This is a genomic window from Pseudomonas sp. OV546, from assembly GCF_900116845.1.
In the GTDB taxonomy this organism is placed as follows: domain Bacteria; phylum Pseudomonadota; class Gammaproteobacteria; order Pseudomonadales; family Pseudomonadaceae; genus Aquipseudomonas; species Aquipseudomonas petroselini.
Window position 1 is genome coordinate 177238 of the sequence record NZ_FPCE01000003.1, and the last position, 18215, is coordinate 195452.

Genomic DNA, 18215 nt, shown 5'->3' on the forward strand with positions numbered 1-18215 from the left:
AACCTCGTTATAACGGTTGGTGGCACCCCGCCACTCCCCCCACGAGAGCACGACCTTGCCCGGGAAGGGCAAGCTGGAGCGTTGACATGAACCATGGAAGTTTTGTCATTGAAAAGCTGTTCAAGCACTACAACGTTCATGTTGAGCAGCTGGGAAACAATCCGCAAAGAAAGACCGTGCTGATGGTCAATGGCGCGCTGTCCACCACACGCTCCTTTGCCCGCACCAGCAAATGCCTGGCCGAGCATTTCAATGTGTTGCTGTTCGACCTGCCGTTCTCCGGCTATTCCCGCGAACACAATACTGACCTGGACCTGGTCACGAAGGACGACGAAGTGCAAATCCTGCGCGCCCTGGTGGAGCGCTTCCAGGTCAACCATCTGGTGTCGGCGTCGTGGGGCGGTATCTCGACCCTACTGACCCTGGCGCATAACCCGCCCTCCATTGAAAGCTCGGTGGTGATGGCCCTGGCGCCCAACCTCAACCAGGCGATGCTCGACTATGTGGAGCGTGTACGCGTGCTGATCGAAGCGGATGACAAATCCGCCGTCGGCCACTTGCTCAACGAGACCGTGGGCAAATACCTGTCATCCCGGCTCAAGCGCAACAACCACCGGCACCTGTCGACCATGGCCACCACCGAATACCGCCAGGCGCGTTTTCATATCCACCAGGTGCTGGCCTTGGGCGATGGCAACTACCTGCCGGCACTCAAGCAGATTGAAACACCGGTGCACTTCCTCAACGGTGCACTGGACGAATACACCCCGGCCGCCGAGGCAAAGGTGTTCCAGCAATACGTGGGTCGCAGCAGCTTTGCCGTGGCCGAACATACCGGCCACTTGCTCGACTTGGAGTCCCGCGAGGCCGCGCTGGCGGTACACCGGGCGTTGTTGGATTTCCTGGTGGGTGAGCACGCCGCGTTTTCGGATTTAGACGAATCGCCAGTGGGAAAAGGAGCGACGGATGGCGCATAATCGCCAACACATAGCCTGCTAACAAAAAGGTTTTCCATGCCGAATCGCGTCCCGCTCGATGCCAAGACCGCCCGCTGGCTCCCCTGGGTGGTCGCGATTGCCTTCTTCATGCAGTCGCTGGACGGGACGATCCTCAACACGGCATTGCCGGCCATGGCCCGGGACCTCGCGGAAAACCCGCTGCGCATGCAAGGGGTGGTGATCGCGTACATGCTCACCGTCGCCTTGCTGATCCCGGCCTCGGGCTGGATCGCCGACCGCTTCGGCACCAAGAAAATCTTCTTTGGCGCAATCATGCTGTTCAGCATTGGCTCGCTGCTGTGCGCCTTGTCCAGCAGCTTGACCATGCTGGTGGGCGCACGGGTGATCCAAGGGTTGGGCGGCGCGCTGATGCTGCCGGTGGGGCGACTGGTGGTGCTGCGTGCCTACCCCCGCTCCGAGCTGGTGCGCATCATGGGGTTCATTACCATCCCCGGCCTGCTCGGCCCGTTGCTCGGCCCGACCATGGGCGGCTGGATGGTGCAATACCTGACCTGGCACTGGATCTTCCTGATCAACCTGCCGGTGGGCATGGTCGGTTGTTATGCCGTGTGGAAACTGATCCCCGACCTGCGGGGCAGTGAACGCACGCGCTTCGACGGTATCGGCTTTCTGTTGTTTGGCGCGGCGATGGTGCTGATCACCATCGCCATGGAAGGCCTGGGCGAACTGCACCTGCCGCACCTGCGGGTGATGTTGTTGCTGTTCGGTGGGCTGGCGTGCCTGGCGGCGTATTGGCTGCGCGCCGGGCATATCGACAACCCATTGTTTTCGCCGGTGCTGTTCAAGACGCGCACCTTCGCCGTGGGCATTCTGGGTAACCTGTTCGCGCGCCTGGGCAGCGGCGCGCTGCCGTTCCTGGTGCCGCTGCTGTTGCAGGTCGCGCTGGGTTACTCGCCGTCCGAAGCGGGCATGAGCATGTTGCCCCTGGCAGCGGCGGCGATGTTTGCCAAATCCATCGCCCGCACGCTGATCGAACGCCTCGGCTACCGCATCGTGCTCACCGGCAACACCCTGGCGCTGGGCATCATGCTCGCCAGCATGGGCCTGGTCAGCGAGCACACGCCCTACCCGCTGCTGTTGTGCATGCTGGCGGTACTGGGGGCGATCAACTCCCTGCAATTTACCGCGATGAACACCGTCACCCTGATCGACCTCGATGATGCCCAGGCCAGCAGCGGCAACAGTTTGCTCTCGGTGGTGGCGCAATTGTCGCTGAGCCTCGGGGTGGCGTGCGCCGGTGCACTGCTGGGCGGATTTACCGCCGAAACGGGCAATGACGGGGTAGAAAGCGTGCTTGGCGCGTTCCAGTTGACCTTCCTCACAGTAGGCATCATGGCGATGCTGGCGGCGGCGATCTTCCTGCAACTGTCGCCAAAAGACGGCAAACGTGTGGTCAGCCGTGAGCACGACATTGAGCACTGACAGGCTTCTCGTCTAGAACTTGCAGGGAAATTCCCACGAGACTGGTACACTGCGCGACATTTTGTTTTGCAGAGCCAGTCCCGTGACTACCATCGCCACCGCTTTTAATACTTTGCCCCTGTCCGCCGCCATGCTGGCTAACCTCGACTCGCTGGGTTATGTCGAGATGACGCAGATCCAGGCGCAAAGCTTGCCGGTGATCCTCAAAGGGCTGGACCTGATTGCGCAGGCCAAGACCGGCAGCGGCAAGACCGCTGCGTTCGGCATCGGCCTGTTGAACCCGATCAACCCGCGCTACTTCGGCTGCCAGGCCCTGGTCATGTGCCCGACCCGTGAGCTGGCCGACCAGGTCGCCAAGGAAATCCGTCGCCTGGCCCGCGCCGAAGACAACATCAAGGTGCTGACCCTGTGCGGCGGCGTGTCCCTCGGCCCGCAGATCGCCTCCCTGGAACACGGTGCCCACGTCATCGTCGGCACGCCGGGCCGTATCCAGCAGCACCTGCGCAAAGGTTCGCTGGTGCTGGATGGCCTTAACACGCTGATTCTCGACGAAGCCGACCGCATGCTCGACATGGGCTTCTACGACGCCATCGAAGACATCATCAGCAAGACCCCGCCGCGCCGCCAGACCCTGCTGTTCTCGGCCACCTACCCGGTGAGCATCAAACAGCTGGCCTCGAAGTTCATGCGCGCGCCGCAGCAAGTGAAGGCCGAAGCGTTCCACTCCGATGACCAGATCGAGCAGCGTTTCTACGAGATCTCGCCGGAAGAGCGCATGGAAGCCGTGACCAAGGTCCTGGCGCACTTCCGCCCGGCCTCCTGCGTCGCCTTCTGCTTCACCAAGCAGCAAGTGCAGGAAACCGTGGATCACCTGACCGCCAAGGGTATTTCCGCCGTCGGCCTGCATGGTGACCTGGAACAGCGCGACCGTGACCAGGTACTGGCGATGTTCGCCAACCGCAGCACGTCCGTGCTGGTGGCCACCGACGTCGCCGCCCGTGGCTTGGACATCGACTCGCTGGACATGGTGATCAACGTCGAACTGGCCCGCGATTCGGAAATCCACATCCACCGCGTCGGCCGTACCGGTCGTGCCGGTGAGACCGGGATTGCCATCAGCCTGGTCGCCCCGTCTGAAGCACACCGCGCCCAGGCCATCGAGCAACTGCAGAAGTCGCCGCTGAACTGGGACCAACTGGACAACCTCAAGCCGCAAAGCGGTGGCCCGCTGCTGCCGCAGATGAGCACCTTGTGCATCGCTGCCGGGCGTAAAGACAAGGTTCGTCCGGGCGATATCCTCGGCGCCTTGACCGGTGAAGCCGGTATCCCCGGTGCCCAGGTCGGCAAGATCGCGATCTTTGACTTCCAGGCGTTCGTGGCCGTGGAACGCGGGATCGCCAAGCAGGCGTTGCAGCGTTTGAACGACGGCAAGATCAAAGGCCGGTCGTTGCGCGTGCGGATCCTGTAACACGATCTCCCATTCAATGGAGATCCAATGTGGGGGCTGGCTTGCTGTGGTGAGCGGGCTTGCCCCGCGCTGGGTTGCGAAGCAGCCCCAAAATCTTGGGAGCGCTACGCACTCCAGCGCGGGGCAAGCCCGCTCACCACAACAGCCCCCTCCCACATTTGACTGTATTTCAAATTAGAACGTGTATGAGGACATTGCAGTGCGCTCGACCGAAGTTGTGATCATTGGCGCCGGCGCCGCAGGCTTGATGTGTGCACTGACCGCCGCCGGGCGTGGGCGCAAGGTGATGTTGATCGACCATGCGAACAAGGCCGGCAAAAAGATCCTGATGTCCGGCGGTGGCCGCTGCAATTTCACCAATATGTACACCGAGCCGGCCAATTTCCTTTCGCACAACGAACACTTCTGTAAATCCGCCCTGGCCCGCTACACCCAGTGGGATTTCATCGGGCTGGTGGCCAAGCACGGCGTGCCGTACCACGAGAAGAAGCTCGGCCAGCTGTTCTGCGATAACAAATCCAGCGACATTCTCGGCATGCTGCTCGATGAATGCATTCAGGTCGGTGTGAGCATGCACCTGGACACGTCGGTCCAGGAGATTGCCAAGCTGGACGCCGGTTATCAGTTGCAAACCACCTTGGGTGAACTGCGCTGCGAATCCCTGGTGATCGCCACGGGCGGCCTGTCGATTCCGACCCTGGGCGCCACCGGCTTTGGTTACCAGGTGGCCAAGCAATTCGGCCATGAACTGCTACCGACCCGCGCCGGGCTGGTACCGTTCACCATCACTGACCAGCTCAAGGACCTGTGCGGCGAGCTGTCCGGTACGTCGGTGGATTGTCTGGTGAGCTGCAACGGCCAGAGCTTTCGCGAGAACATCCTGTTTACCCACCGTGGCCTGAGCGGGCCGGCGATCTTGCAGATCTCCTCGTACTGGGAACCCGGCGACACCGTGGAGATCAACCTGCTGCCCGACCATGACGCTCACACCTGGCTGCAACAGCAACAGGCCGAGCGTCCGAACAGCGAGCTGAAAACCCTGCTGGGTGAGATCTTCACCAAGAAAATGGCCAACCTGCTGGCGGACAGCTGGTTTGTGTCCAAGCCGATGAAGCAGTACACCCACGCTGAAATCGCCGACATCGCGCAGAAACTCGGCAACTGGCAACTGGTGCCGGCGGGCACCGAGGGCTATCGCACCGCCGAGGTGACCCTGGGTGGCGTGGACACGCGAGAAGTGTCGTCCAAGACCATGGAATCGCTGAAAAGCCCGGGGTTGTACTTTATCGGTGAAGTGCTGGATGTGACCGGCCACCTGGGCGGGTTCAATTTCCAGTGGGCGTGGGCGTCGGGCTACGCAGCCGCACAATACGCCTGACTGAAAGATGCACTCGGTCAAAATGTGGGAGGGGGCTTGCCCCCGATTGCGGTGTATCAGTAACAGATGTACTGACTGACACACTGCTATCGGGGGCAAGCCCCCTCCCACATTTGGTTTAGGGTGTGTCTGGGAGATATTTTGCGAATTGATGTGATCGCCACGCTTGCCGTGGCGTCCTTGATAGCTCAATTTAGCGGCATCGTCCCGGAAGACTCCAGCCTTCATGTCATCGACCTCGTTCAAGCAGTCCATGCGGCGCCTGTGGGCGCTGGATAAATTCAGCTACAGCATTCGGGTATTCATCGCCCTCACCGGCAGCATGGCGCTGTGCTGGTACCAAGATGAAATGACGCTGCTGATCCCACTGTTCCTGGGGATTATTGCCAGCGCCCTGGCCGAGACCGATGACAGCTGGCAAGGTCGCCTCAACGCCCTGGCAGTCACGCTGGTGTGTTTCAGCATCGCCGCACTGTCGGTGGAGCTGCTGTTCCCTTATCCCTGGATCTTCGCGATCTCCCTGGCCCTGGCCACCTTCTGCCTGACCATGCTGGGCGCCTTGGGCGAACGCTATGGCGCGATTGCCTCGGCGACGCTGATTCTGTCGGTGTACACCATGATCGGCGTGGACCAGCGCGGTGGCGCGGTCTCCGATTTCTGGCATGAACCGCTGCTGCTGGTGGCCGGTGCCGCCTGGTACGGCGTGCTGTCGGTGCTGTGGCAGGCGCTGTTTTCCAACCAGCCGGTGCAACAGAGCCTGGCGCGGTTGTTTCGCGAATTGGGGCGTTACCTCAAGCTCAAGTCGTCGTTGTTCGAACCGATCCGCCAACTGGATGTGGAAGCGCGGCGCCTGGAACTGGCGCAGCAGAACGGCCGGGTGGTGGCGGCGCTCAACGCGGCGAAGGAAATCATCCTGCACCGCGTAGGCAATGGTCGCCCCGGCTCGAAAGTCAGCCGCTACCTGAAGCTGTATTTCCTCGCCCAGGACATCCACGAACGCGCCAGCTCGTCCCACTACCCCTACAACGCGCTGGCCGAGGCCTTCTTCCACAGCGACGTGCTGTTCCGTTGCCAGCGCCTGTTGCGCCAGCAGGGCAAGGCCTGCCAGGCCCTGGCCGAATCGATTCAATTGCGCCAGCCGTTCATCTATGACGACAGCTTCGCCGAAGCCCTCGGCGACCTGAACGCGTCCCTGGAACACCTGCGCATCCAGAGCAACCCGGCCTGGCGCGGCCTGCTGCGCTCGTTGCGTGCCCTCGCGGCCAACCTGTCCACGCTGGATCGCCTGCTGGGCGACGCCAGCAACCCCGACAGCCTGGCGGACGCCACCGACAGCAACCTGCTGGACCGCGCCCCGCGCAACCTCAAGGAAATGTGGACGCGCCTGCGCACGCAGATGACGCCGACCTCGCTGCTGTTCCGCCATGCGCTGCGCCTGTCGCTGGCGCTGACCGTCGGCTACGGCATGCTGCATGCGATCCACGCCTCCCAAGGCTACTGGATCATCCTCACTACGCTGTTCGTGTGCCAACCGAACTACGGTGCTACCCGGCGCAAGCTCGGCCAGCGGATCATCGGCACCGCCATCGGCCTCACCGTGGCCTGGGCGCTGTTCGACCTGTTCCCGAGCCCCCTGGTGCAGTCGATGTTCGCCATCGCCGCCGGCCTGGTGTTCTTTATCAACCGCACCACCCGCTACACCCTGGCCACCGCCGCCATCACCTTGATGGTGCTGTTCTGCTTCAACCAGGTCGGCGATGGCTATGGGCTGTTCCTGCCACGCCTGTTCGATACCTTGCTCGGCAGCTTGATTGCGGGCCTGGCGGTGTTCCTGTTCCTGCCGGACTGGCAAGGCCGGCGCCTGAACAAAGTGCTGGCCAACACCCTGACCTGCAACAGCATCTACCTGCGCCAGATCATGCAGCAATACGCCGCCGGCAAGAGCGACGACCTGGCCTACCGCCTGGCCCGGCGCAACGCACACAACGCCGATGCGGCGCTGTCCACCACCTTGGCGAACATGTTGATGGAGCCAGGGCACTTCCGGAAGGAGGCGGACGTAGGCTTCCGTTTCCTGGTGCTGTCGCACACATTGCTCAGCTACTTGTCAGGGTTGGGTGCGCATCGGGAAACCCAACTGCCGGCCGAGGTGCGTGAGCACTTGATCGAAGGCGCCGGTAATACCTTGGCGGCGAGCATCGATGACATTGCCAGCGGGCTGGCCAACAAGCAGCCGATTGCGATTCAGAGCGATGCCGAGGAAGCACTGGCGGCGGACCTGGAGCAGATGCCGGATGAGATTGATGAAGGGCAACGGTTGGTGCAGACGCAACTGGCGTTGATTTGTCGCCAGTTGGGGCCGTTGCGCACGCTGGCGGCGCATTTGATCAAGGACACCCGCGCGGCTTAGCCCGCTATCGGGAGCAAGCCCCCTCCCACATTCGACCGCCTTCCCAATGGATGTACGCGGTTAAATGTGGGAGGGGGCTTGCTCGCGAAGAGGCCCTCAAGACCACTACATCCCGTGCTGCTTCATCAACCGCGCATAACTGCCATCAGCCTTCATCTTGACAATCTCTCGGTCAAAGGCAGCGACGATCTGCTCATGCTCCGGGTGTTTCAGGCTGACCAGGATATGCAGGCTGTTTTCGCTCAGCGGCTGGGGTAAAAACTCCACCGCATTGCGCACCCGCGCCGATTCACGGGACAGGTAATAGCGCGCCACATATTCATCCTCCAACGTCAGCCGCACCCGCTGCGCCGCGAGCATGCGCACCGCCATGGCGAAGTTATGCACAGGGACTTTCTGTAGCTGAGGGTCCCCGTCGAACGCCGCCGAATAGGCATACCCGCGCACCACGGCGATGGGGTAGTCGTGCAGTTGCGCGAGGTTCTGGAACTCGATGGGATCGTCGCGGCGCTTGATGAAGCGCACGCGGTTGAGCAGGTATTCGCCGGAGAACTGCCCCAGCTGTGTGCGGGCATCGTCATACCAGGCGTTAACCAGCACGTCATAGCGCCCATCGCCCACGCCCATCAGCGCACGGGCCCACGGCACCTGTTCAAAATCACTCGCATAGCCCGCACGGGCCAAGGCGGTGCTGACGATGTCCGTGGCCAGCCCGCCGTTGATCAGGGTGGAATCGGTAAACGGTGGCCAGGCATCCGCTACCAGGCGCAGGCGCTGTGCGAACGCAGGCGTCGCCAGCAACAACACTCCAATCAAAGCAACGGCACGAGAGAATCGCGGCATGCTCAAAATCCTTGACAGGCAGGCGGTGGCCTTAGCCCAGGCGGGGCCCGAGGTTCTAACAGTAGCTCAGATTACACAAAGAAGCCGACGGCAAACGCACTCAATGATGGCAATTTGATTTCACTCACAAAAATAGCTCACTTAGACAGCATTGCCGGCTGCGCTTACTATCCGGAACAGACATTGATAAGAGAACACGCCATGACAGTTGAATGGGTCTGCAAACATCACGATGACCTGGGCAAGGAACAGCTTTACGCCATCCTGCGCCTGCGCAACGAGGTCTTTGTCGTGGAGCAAAAATGCCTTTACCAGGATCTTGACGGGCAGGACTTGTCGGGCGACACCCACCACCTGATGGCCTGGCAGGATGATCAACTCGTGGCGTACCTGCGCCTGCTGGACCCGGAGTCCCAGGGCGGCGATGTGGTGATCGGCCGAGTGATTGTGGCGCCCGTGGCGCGCGGCACCGGGCTGGGGCATCGGATGATGGAAGAGACGCTAGAGCGGATTGCCGATATATGGCCGCAGACGCCGATATTCCTCTCAGCCCAGGCGCATTTGCAGGGGTACTACGGACGGTATGGGTTCGTGGTGGCGGGGGAGGAATATTTGGAAGATGACATTCCACATATTGGAATGCGGCGCGCTTGAGGACCTCTTCGCGTCAGCCCAATCACCGAAGGACGTCAGGGATACCCCAACACCTGCTTCACCGAAACCAGATTCGCCTCGATCCACCGCCGATCAATCGCCCCCCAGCTGCGAATCCGATAGTGCCCGGCGTGGTTGCGGGCGCCGTCTTCCTGTTCGAACTCACACACGATATCCAAGTCGGCCAATGCCGCAATCGTATCCTGGGCCGTACGCCGAGGCATGCCCGTGGCGTCGGTCAGCGCCGGGACGCTGCTCGCATGGCCGCTGTCGATCAGGTACGCCACATACAGGCGGCGGTAGAAGCTGCTCTTGGTCTTGCTCACATCCATGGTCGGTCGCCTTGTGCGGTCAGGGTTTGCCCTGCAGGTCGCGGTACGTGAGGTAGACCCGCAGGTCGAATTCCACCTGATGGTAGCCCGGCATCATGTACTCACAGAGTTTGTAGAACGCCTTGTTGTGGTCCGACTCCTTGAAGTGCGCCAGTTCGTGGACCACGATCATGCGCAGGAACTCGGGCGCGGCCTCCTTGAACAGCGCCGCAATGCGGATCTCTTTCTTGGATTTAAGATTGCCGCCCTGCACCCGCGAAATCGTAGTGTGCAGGCCGAGGGCGCGGTGGGTCAGGTCCAGGCGGTTATCAAACAGCACTTTGTCGATGGCCGGCGCGTTGCGCAGGTGCTCCTGCTTCAAGGCCAGGGCGTAGGCGTACAGGGCCTTGTCGCTCTGCACCGCGTGGCGCTCGGGGTAACGCTGTTCCAGGTAAGCGCCCAACTGATCCTTGGCGATCATCTGGCGCACTTGTTCTTGGAGGGCTGCGGGATAAGCCTGGAGGTATTTCAGCGCGGTCATGGGGCTCGGCAACAGGGTTCGGAGGGTCGCCAGTGTAACGAATTCAACGCACGCGGGCGCGTGACCAGTCCACCACGTCCTCGGCCACCATCGGCTGCGCCGCCCACGGGCCCTGGATATACGCGCAACCATTGGCCTTGAGCCATTGGGCTTGCTCCGAGGTTTCCACACCTTCGGCGACCACGAGCACATCAAAATGCCCGCACAGCTCGATGATACTGCGCGCCATCACCGCCTCCCGTGCCGAGCCCGGCAGGCGGGCGATCAACTGCGGGTCGAGCTTGAGGGTGTCGAAGGCCAGGTCGCGCAGATGGGCCAGGGAACAGTTGCCCGAACCGAAGTCATCCAGGGCAATCCGCACACCGATCTGGCGCAATAACTTCAGCTGCTTGCCGGACTCTTCCAGGTTACTCGTCAGGCTGTCTTCGCTGATTTCCACCTCCAACTGGCGCCCCTGCAACCCATGGCGCTCAAGCACCTGCTGCAGTTGGGCCGCCAGGTTGGGCATATTGAACTGATGGCTGCTCAAGCTCACGCTCAGCACCAGTTCCTGATCGAAGGTGGCTTGCCAGGCCAGGCGCTGGGCGGCGACCTGTTGGTAAATCCAGCTACTCAGCTGGCTGATCAAGCGCGCCTCCTCCAGCAATGGCAAGAACAGCCCTGGCGGCACATCGCCAACACTCGGATGCTGCCAGCGCAACAGCGCCTCTACACCGCGCAAACGCCCGTCCGCCAGGGAAACCTGGGGCTGGTAGACCAAGGTGAAATCCTTGTTTTGAATCGCCGTGCGCACGCTGTCTTCCAGCATCAGGCGCGAACGGGCGCGGCCGTTCATTTCCTGGTCGTAATAGCGATATTGCTGGCGGCCCGCACGCTTGGCTTCGTACATGGCGATGTCAGCCGCGCGCAGCAGGCCGTTCAAATCCGAGCCGCAATCCGGGAACGTGGCGATGCCGATGCTGACGCCTAGCATCACATCCAGGCCCTCCACCTGCTGGCAGATCGACACGCGTTCGATCAGTTTTTCCGCGATCTTCGCCGCTTGCTCGGGGAACTCCAGCTCTAAAAGCGCGGTGAATTCGTCCCCGCCCATCCGCCCCAGAATGTCATAGGAGCGCAGGCAACCCTGTAACTGCTCCGAGACCCAGCGCAATACCCGGTCGCCGGCGTCATGGCCCAGGGAATCATTGACCCGCTTGAAGCCGTCAAGGTCCAGGTAGAGCAATACCAGCGATTGCTCTACCCGCTCGCTGCGCAGCAGGGTGTTCTCCACCGCCTGATAGAAACCACGCCGATTGAGCAGCCCGGTCAGCGGGTCAGTGACGGCCTGGAACTCCAGTTGTTGGTGCAGGTGGCGCACCTCGGACATGTCCAGCACCGTCACCACCATGGCCTTCTGTTCGGCGGGCAACGGTGCACAGGACAAGGCCACCGGCACCTGCTGGCCCCGGCCGGTGCGCAAGATCGCATCATGCAGGCGCCAGGTTTCGCCGTCGCGGTAACCGGCATACATCTGCGACTCCAGCCACGCGGGCACATGGGGTTTCTGCAGGAAGCTCAAGAACTCTTGCCCCTGCAGCTCATCCATCGTGGCATTGAGCAAGCGTGAAATCGCCGGGTTGGCGTACTCGATCACGCCCTCCTCACTCACCACCAGAATGCCCTCGGCGGCGTTGTCCAACACCGACGCATTAAAGGCGCGGGCAGACTCCAAATCATGACTCAGGCGCTGCAAGGCACGGCGATTACGCTGGTGCTCCAGCAACGCCTGGACCTTGGGCTTGAGGATATGCGGGTCGAAGGGTTTGAACAGGTAATCGATGGCACCGCTGGCGTAGCCCTCCAGCACAGCGGCCGGGGATTGCGCATTGGCACTGAGGAAGATGATCGGCGTCATGCGGGTGCGCTGGTTGCCACGCATCAGGCGGGCCACCTCGAAGCCGTCCATGCCGGGCATTTTCACGTCCAATAACACCAGGTCGACGTCATGCTTGAGCAGTAACTCCAGGGCTTCCACACCGGAACCGGCGGTGACCACTTGCCAGTCTTCGCGCTTTAAAAGTGCACGCATGCTGACCAGGTTTTCCGGATAGTCATCGACTACCAGCAAAACCGATCCGCCATCGCCTAGGTGTGGAGCGCAATCCATGCTACGTCTCTTCCTTGAAGGAGCTGCTCCGGTCACTTCTGGTATAAAACCCGGACAAATACTGAGGCCTCACTCTAGCCTCGGTTCCGGAAAATCAGAAGTGACCGCGGTGCCATCATCGCGCCAAAGTTCAGGAAGCCGACTAACGGTCAGGGTCTGGAGGCCACGGCGCATGGGAAACATGGCTTTTTGGCATTCCTTTGGCGCCAATAATTTGCCAGGGATTAATTAACAAGCGCAGGACTACCGCCTATAAAGAACCTGTCTGGCCCAAGGGCCATAGCCTATACCCCTCTGTAAAAAGGCCTACGCCATGATTGATCTTTCCACCTGGAACCTGAGCATTCCGGTCGGCTCCCCGCCCGCCACCATCGAGACCCCAAAGCTGATGAGCGGCTTCAAGGACCAGTATTTCCAGGCCGAAGGCAGCAACGTGCAATTCTGGACCCCCGTCACCGGCACCCGCACCGAAAATGCCGTGTACCCGCGCAGCGAATTGCGCGAGACCTACGCCGATGGGCGCCTGCGCAACTGGACCTACCCGGATGCGGACAACTTCCTGCGCGCCACCCTGACCGTCAATCAGGTGCCCTCTACCGGCAAAATCGTGATTGGGCAGATTCATGCGTACGACAGCCAGAAGCCGCTGATCAAGCTGGAATACCAATTCAAGGAAAAAACCCAGACCGGCAATATCGTCGCCAAGGTGCGCATGCGCCCGGATGACGGCGAAGGGCGGGTGATCACCGTGGCGTCCAATGTGCCGCTGGAGAAGAGCTTCACCTACGTGATCAACCTCAATAAGGCGGGGTTACTGAGTGTGTACGCCGCGGACGGTGAGTGGAATGAGCGCATTGGTGCGGCGTGGGGCGCCAAGCCGCTGTACTTCAAGGCGGGGGCGTATGTGCAGGACAACAGTGGGGACAGCAAGGAGGGCGCGCGGGTGACGTTTGCCAAGTTGGATATAGATCACGATTGACCCCTCCAGACTTATGAAAGAAGCCCCCGCAACCCGCCGGGGCCTCTTGGTTACATCACTTTACTCAACACACATCAACATGAACCCCATCGAGGAATCACCCGCAGGCTTGTTATCACCCACTTTGAGCGTCACTACATTAACGTAGTTAATCTTCGGCATGCCACCCAACTTGGCATGACCATAAAAAACATGCTCATTTGAACTGACATCTGTTACCGAGACCGTACAAAAACGGGGTGCCTGTTTAAAGACGCCAGGAACAAATCTGACTTTATATTCTGAGAAGTAATCAGGCTGCGCGGTCAACTTCACCTCCTTCAACCACCTAGACGATTGAGCGGTGACAGTGCCTTTCTCATCAATAGACGCGGTAAATATACGGCCCTGCGCATAGGCCGAAACAACTGAAAATGCTGCTACCAACACCATGACAACACCGGTAGTTTTAATAAAGCTCACGTTCAACCTCACCCTTAAATAGATTGCAACGCGCAATCAAAGGCTAACCTTAAACCATCTACATCCGATAAAGTCGCCTCTTCAATGGCACACAAACAAAGCAGAAAGTGACAACAGCGCACGTCATTTAAACTTACAAGCGTCGAAGACTTTTCAAAGGACTCTTAACTTCTTTACTTCGCTGTATAGCGGATGACTGTGCGGTGATAAACGTACTCACTGAACACGGCCCTCGCACACCATGGTTTCGATACCCACAACGCCGCCTGACCCAATCGCAGCCATAAAAAAGCCCGCATCGCTGCGGGCTTCTTTTAAACGTCCCAGGCTCAGTTCACCTTGGCGTTCAACTCACCTTTCAGGTAACGCTGGTACATCGCTTCCAACGAGATCGGCTTGATCTTCGAAGCGTTACCCGCAGTGCCGAACGCTTCGTAGCGTGCGATACACACATCCCGCATCGCAGTCACGGTAGCACCGAAGAATTTACGCGGGTCGAACTCGCTCGGGTTGGTCGCCATCAAACGGCGCATCGCACCCGTGGACGCCAAACGCAGGTCGGTGTCGATGTTGACCTTGCGCACGCCGTACTTGATGCCTTCGACGATTTCTTCAACCGGTACGCCGTAGGTTTCTTTGATGTCGCCGCCGTACTGGTTGATGATCGCCAGCCACTCTTGCGGGACCGAGGAAGAACCGTGCATCACCAGGTGGGTGTTAGGGATGCGCTTGTGGATTTCCTTGATGCGGTCGATGGCCAGCACGTCGCCGGTAGGCGGCTTGGTGAACTTGTAGGCGCCGTGGCTGGTGCCGATGGCGATGGCCAGGGCGTCAACTTGGGTCTTCTTCACGAAGTCAGCGGCTTCTTCCGGGTCGGTCAGCATCTGGCTGTGATCCAGCACGCCTTCGGCGCCTATGCCGTCTTCTTCGCCGGCCATGCCGGTTTCCAGGGAACCCAGGCAGCCCAGCTCACCTTCAACCGATACGCCGCAGGCGTGAGCCATGGCCACGGTTTGTTGGGTGACGCGGACGTTGTATTCGTAGTCGGTCGGGGTCTTGCCGTCTTCGCCGAGGGAGCCGTCCATCATGACCGAGCTGAAGCCCAGTTGGATGGAGCGCTGGCACACGTCAGGGCTGGTGCCGTGGTCCTGGTGCATGCACACCGGGATGTGTGGGAACTCTTCGATCGCAGCAAGGATCAGGTGACGCAGGAAGGGCGCGCCGGCGTATTTGCGCGCACCGGCCGAAGCCTGGACGATCACGGGGGAGTCGGTCTTGTCAGCGGCTTCCATGATGGCGCGCATCTGCTCAAGGTTGTTGACGTTAAAGGCTGGGACGCCGTAGCCGAACTCGGCTGCGTGGTCCAGCATTTGACGCATGCTGATAAGTGCCATTGTGTTGTCTCTCCCGGTCGAGGGTCGTTAATCGTGCAAGCCTGCCGTAGCGGCGGCTGCTATTCAAGTTATTGCGGGTCAGGGTTTGCATGCCTGGCCTGCTGAATCGTTATTGCTGATGAGGCTGCCCCAAATTCCAGTCTGGAATCGAATCAATGTGGGAGGGGGCTTGCCCCCGATGGCTGCGGTTCACCCAACGAAGTCGGTGCCTGACACACCGCTATCGGGGGCAAGCCCCCTCCCACATTTGGATCTCATTAATTTCAAGACCCTGGTGTCTCTATTGGGCTTTACAGCCCCGCCCGATCAAATCATCGGTGGCGACCCAGTAAACCAGGCCTTCCTCACCTTTTGTGTGAAACGCCAGTTGATCGTTGGCATACAGCACACCCGAGGCGGCAACCTCCTGCTTGAGGCGATAAACCTGGTCGGAACCGCCGAGGCGTACATCCACCTCGCTACGAGCCTGGTTGGCAAAGCGCCAGTTGACCTCGGCCTTGCTGTCGCAGGTCCAGGTGGTCCATTTATCGGCAGGCTCTGCCTTGTTGAACATGTTCATGCTGCTGCAGCCGGCCAACAGGGCCAGGGCTGCCAGGGCGAAAACGCCTTTCATTGCCAATCCTCACAGGGCGACCAGGGGGCCGCCGCTGCTGTCGGTTAGTTGATCAGACCCGTCAAGGGCAACCCTGTTCCTGACCGTTGGGCGCGGAGTCGTATTTCTCCAGCCGTTCGTTGCCGATGCGCTTGTTGATCACCGGCATGGTCTCGGCTTGCCAGTCCGCCTGGTAGCAGCTTTTTTTCTGCTGCGCCGCAGGCTTTCCAGCTTCCGGCTCTGCGTTTGGCGTGCTGCCGCAGCCGGCCAACAGGCCCGCTGCGATCAACAATGCCAACGACTTGATCATGGGAATACTCCTTTTCCGGATCACGCGCCTTAACCTTTGGCCCGGGTTTCCAGCACTTCAACGGCCGGCAGGACTTTGCCTTCGACGAATTCAAGGAATGCGCCGCCACCGGTAGAAATGTAGGAGATCTGGTCAGCAACGCCATATTTATCGATGGCCGCGAGGGTGTCGCCGCCGCCGGCGATGGAGAATGCCGAGCTTTCGGCGATGGCCTTGGCCAGCACTTTGGTGCCGTTGCCGAACTGGTCGAACTCAAACACGCCGACCGGACCGTTCCACAGGATGGTCTGGGAAGCTTTCAGCAGTTCGGCGAAGTTGGCCGCGGTTTGCGGGCCGATATCCAGGATCATGTCGTCGTCAGCCACATCAGCGATCAGCTTGACGGTGGCTTCGGCGCTTTCGGCAAATTCCTTGGCGACGACCACGTCCACCGGCAGCGGCACGCTGACTTTGGCGGCGATGGCACGAGCGGTGTCGAGCAGGTCCGGCTCGTACAGGGACTTGCCGACCGGGTGACCGGCAGCGGCCAGGAAGGTGTTGGCAATGCCGCCGCCGACGATCAGCTGATTGCAGATCTGGCTGAGGCTGTTGAGCACGTCCAGCTTGGTGGACACCTTGGAGCCAGCGACGATGGCGGCCATCGGTTGCGCCGGAGCGCCCAGGGCCTTGCCCAGTGCATCCAGTTCAGCCGCCAGCAGCGGGCCAGCAGCGGCAACCTTGGCGAACTTGGCCACGCCGTGGGTCGAACCCTCGGCGCGGTGAGCAGTGCCGAACGCGTCCATCACAAACACGTCGCACAGCGCAGCGTATTGCTGGGCCAGCTCGTCGCTGTTCTTTTTCTCGCCTTTGTTGAAGCGCACGTTTTCGAACAGCACGATGTCGCCGGCCTTCACGTCAACGCCACCCAGGTAGTCAGCCACCAGCGGCACGTCGCGGCCCAGGGCTTTGCTGAGGTACTCGGCTACCGGCTTGAGGCTGTTTTCGGCGGAGAACTCACCCTCGGTCGGACGACCCAGGTGGGAGCAGACCATCACGGCCGCGCCTTTTTCCAGGGCCAGCTTGATGGTCGGCAGCGAGGCCAGGATTCGCGCATCGCTGGTGACAACACCGTCCTTGACTGGGACGTTGAGGTCTTCGCGAATCAGTACGCGCTTACCTTGCAGATCGAGGTCGGTCATCTTCAACACGGTCATGGGTGGCAGTTCCTGAATTACTGTTGAGGTTGTTTAGAGGCGATATGCAGATAATGTTCCGCAACGTCGAGCATTCGGTTGGCAAAACCCCATTCGTTGTCGAACCAGGCCAGGATGTTCACCAGCCTCGGGCCGGAAACGCGGGTCTGGCTGGCATCGACAATGGCCGAATGCGGGTCATGGTTGAAATCACAACTGGCGTGGGGCAACTCGGTGTAGGCCAGCAAGCCTTTGAGCGGCCCGCTGCTGGCGGCGTCGCGCAGGATCCGGTTGACCTCCGTCGCATCGGTGTCGCTGACGGTTTGCATGGTGATGTCCAGGCAGGACACGTTCACCGTCGGCACCCGTACGGCTTTGGCCTGGATTCGCCCGGCAAGTTCCGGCAACAGTCGCTCGATACCGCGTGCCAGCCCGGTGGACACCGGAATCACTGACTGGAACGCCGAGCGCGTGCGGCGCAGGTCTTCGTGATGGTAGGCGTCGATCACCGGCTGGTCGTTCATCGCCGAGTGAATCGTGGTGATCGACACGTAGTCCAGCCCGATCGCCTGATCCAACAGGCGCAACAATGGCACGCTGCAGTTGGTGGTACAGGAGGCGTTGGACACCAGCAGCTCGTTGCCGGTCAGGCAATCCTGGTTGATGCCGTAGACGATGGTGGCGTCGACATCCGCCTCGCTTGCCATCGGCTGGGAAAACAGCACACGCGGTGCGCCAGCGTCGAGGAAACGCTGGCCATCGGCACGGGTGTGATAAGCACCGGAGCATTCCAACACCAGGTCGACGCCCAGCGCCGCCCAGTCGATGCCCTCGGGGGTGGCACTGCGCAGGACTTTCACGCAGTCGCCATTGATATGCAGACAATCGCCCTCGACCCGCACTTCGCCGGGGAACCGGCCGTGTGTGGAGTCAAAGCGTGTCAGGTATTCGATGCTGGCCATGTCGGCCAAATCGTTGATCGCGACAATTTCAAACCCGGCAGCCGCCCCTCGCTCGAACAGAGCACGCAAGACGCAACGACCAATGCGGCCGTAGCCGTTGAGTGCAACTTTGTAAGGACGCGGTTGGGGCATGGGGTTCTCGATCAATG

General features: G+C 60.7%; 17 protein-coding genes. 7 read left to right on the plus strand and 10 right to left on the minus strand.

The window, feature by feature from the left end; translation table 11 throughout:
• The first annotated feature begins 86 nt into the window (after positions 1 to 86).
• The 5 genes from BM403_RS08775 to yccS all read left to right on the plus strand — a co-directional run bounded on the left by BM403_RS08775 (position 87) and on the right by yccS (position 7697).
• Positions 87 to 977, plus strand: a complete 891-nt coding sequence (locus tag BM403_RS08775) for an alpha/beta fold hydrolase (protein ID WP_093542491.1) — start codon at positions 87 to 89, stop codon at positions 975 to 977.
• A gap of 36 nt (positions 978 to 1013) precedes the next feature.
• The gene (mdtD, locus tag BM403_RS08780) at positions 1014 to 2441 is read left to right on the plus strand and encodes a multidrug transporter subunit MdtD (protein ID WP_015886280.1); all 1428 of its coding nucleotides are present in this window, start codon (positions 1014 to 1016) and stop codon (positions 2439 to 2441) included.
• Positions 2442 to 2571: 130 nt separating this feature from the next.
• Positions 2572 to 3909, plus strand: a complete 1338-nt coding sequence (gene dbpA / locus BM403_RS08785; RefSeq protein ID WP_231809651.1) for an ATP-dependent RNA helicase DbpA — start codon at positions 2572 to 2574, stop codon at positions 3907 to 3909.
• 199 nt (positions 3910 to 4108) lie between these two features.
• Positions 4109 to 5287 carry a BaiN/RdsA family NAD(P)/FAD-dependent oxidoreductase gene (locus BM403_RS08790; protein WP_015886282.1) on the plus strand — a complete coding sequence of 393 codons (1179 nt, stop codon included), beginning with the start codon at positions 4109 to 4111 and terminating at the stop codon, positions 5285 to 5287.
• A 226-nt stretch (positions 5288 to 5513) separates the two neighbouring features.
• Positions 5514 to 7697 carry a YccS family putative transporter gene (gene yccS, locus BM403_RS08795; protein WP_015886283.1) on the plus strand — a complete coding sequence of 728 codons (2184 nt, stop codon included), beginning with the start codon at positions 5514 to 5516 and terminating at the stop codon, positions 7695 to 7697.
• A 105-nt stretch (positions 7698 to 7802) separates the two neighbouring features.
• On the opposite strand, the gene BM403_RS08800 is transcribed toward yccS, so the two are convergent.
• On the minus strand, positions 7803 to 8540 hold the full coding sequence (locus BM403_RS08800; RefSeq protein ID WP_093542493.1) for a substrate-binding periplasmic protein: 738 nt from the start codon (positions 8538 to 8540) through the stop codon (positions 7803 to 7805).
• 201 nt (positions 8541 to 8741) lie between these two features.
• Between BM403_RS08800 and BM403_RS08805 the strand changes: the two genes are divergently transcribed.
• Positions 8742 to 9194 carry a GNAT family N-acetyltransferase gene (locus BM403_RS08805; protein ID WP_015886285.1) on the plus strand — a complete coding sequence of 151 codons (453 nt, stop codon included), beginning with the start codon at positions 8742 to 8744 and terminating at the stop codon, positions 9192 to 9194.
• 35 nt (positions 9195 to 9229) lie between these two features.
• Here the strand turns inward: BM403_RS08805 and BM403_RS08810 are convergent, their stop codons facing one another.
• From BM403_RS08810 to BM403_RS08820, 3 genes are read right to left on the minus strand one after another with little or no spacing between them, the layout of a single operon-like run.
• A complete protein-coding gene (locus BM403_RS08810) occupies positions 9230 to 9526 on the minus strand; it encodes a winged helix-turn-helix domain-containing protein (RefSeq protein ID WP_093542495.1) in 297 nt (98 codons plus the stop codon).
• A gap of 19 nt (positions 9527 to 9545) precedes the next feature.
• A complete protein-coding gene (locus tag BM403_RS08815; protein WP_015886287.1) occupies positions 9546 to 10046 on the minus strand; it encodes a M48 metallopeptidase family protein in 501 nt (166 codons plus the stop codon).
• A gap of 43 nt (positions 10047 to 10089) precedes the next feature.
• Positions 10090 to 12195, minus strand: a complete 2106-nt coding sequence (locus tag BM403_RS08820; RefSeq protein ID WP_093542496.1) for a putative bifunctional diguanylate cyclase/phosphodiesterase — start codon at positions 12193 to 12195, stop codon at positions 10090 to 10092.
• A 313-nt stretch (positions 12196 to 12508) separates the two neighbouring features.
• On the opposite strand from BM403_RS08820, the gene BM403_RS08825 reads away from it, so the two are divergent.
• Entirely contained in the window at positions 12509 to 13174 is a 666-nt protein-coding gene (locus BM403_RS08825) for a polysaccharide lyase family 7 protein (RefSeq protein WP_043206023.1), read from the plus strand.
• Between the two features lie 60 nt (positions 13175 to 13234).
• On the opposite strand, the gene BM403_RS08830 is transcribed toward BM403_RS08825, so the two are convergent.
• The 6 genes from BM403_RS08830 to epd all read right to left on the minus strand — a co-directional run bounded on the left by BM403_RS08830 (position 13235) and on the right by epd (position 18198).
• The gene (locus BM403_RS08830; protein ID WP_371914013.1) at positions 13235 to 13606 is read right to left on the minus strand and encodes a hypothetical protein; all 372 of its coding nucleotides are present in this window, start codon (positions 13604 to 13606) and stop codon (positions 13235 to 13237) included.
• A gap of 359 nt (positions 13607 to 13965) precedes the next feature.
• Positions 13966 to 15030, minus strand: a complete 1065-nt coding sequence (gene fba, locus BM403_RS08835; protein WP_003177554.1) for a class II fructose-bisphosphate aldolase — start codon at positions 15028 to 15030, stop codon at positions 13966 to 13968.
• Between the two features lie 280 nt (positions 15031 to 15310).
• Positions 15311 to 15643: an MliC family protein gene (locus tag BM403_RS08840; protein ID WP_015886291.1), complete on the minus strand. Its 333-nt coding sequence runs from the start codon at positions 15641 to 15643 to the stop codon at positions 15311 to 15313.
• A 61-nt stretch (positions 15644 to 15704) separates the two neighbouring features.
• Positions 15705 to 15932 (minus strand): hypothetical protein, encoded by a 228-nt coding sequence (locus tag BM403_RS08845; protein ID WP_043206025.1) that lies wholly within the window; start codon positions 15930 to 15932, stop codon positions 15705 to 15707.
• A gap of 29 nt (positions 15933 to 15961) precedes the next feature.
• Positions 15962 to 17125 carry a phosphoglycerate kinase gene (locus tag BM403_RS08850; protein WP_015886293.1) on the minus strand — a complete coding sequence of 388 codons (1164 nt, stop codon included), beginning with the start codon at positions 17123 to 17125 and terminating at the stop codon, positions 15962 to 15964.
• 17 nt (positions 17126 to 17142) lie between these two features.
• On the minus strand, positions 17143 to 18198 hold the full coding sequence (epd, locus tag BM403_RS08855) for an erythrose-4-phosphate dehydrogenase (protein ID WP_015886294.1): 1056 nt from the start codon (positions 18196 to 18198) through the stop codon (positions 17143 to 17145).
• Positions 18199 to 18215: the final 17 nt, after the last annotated feature.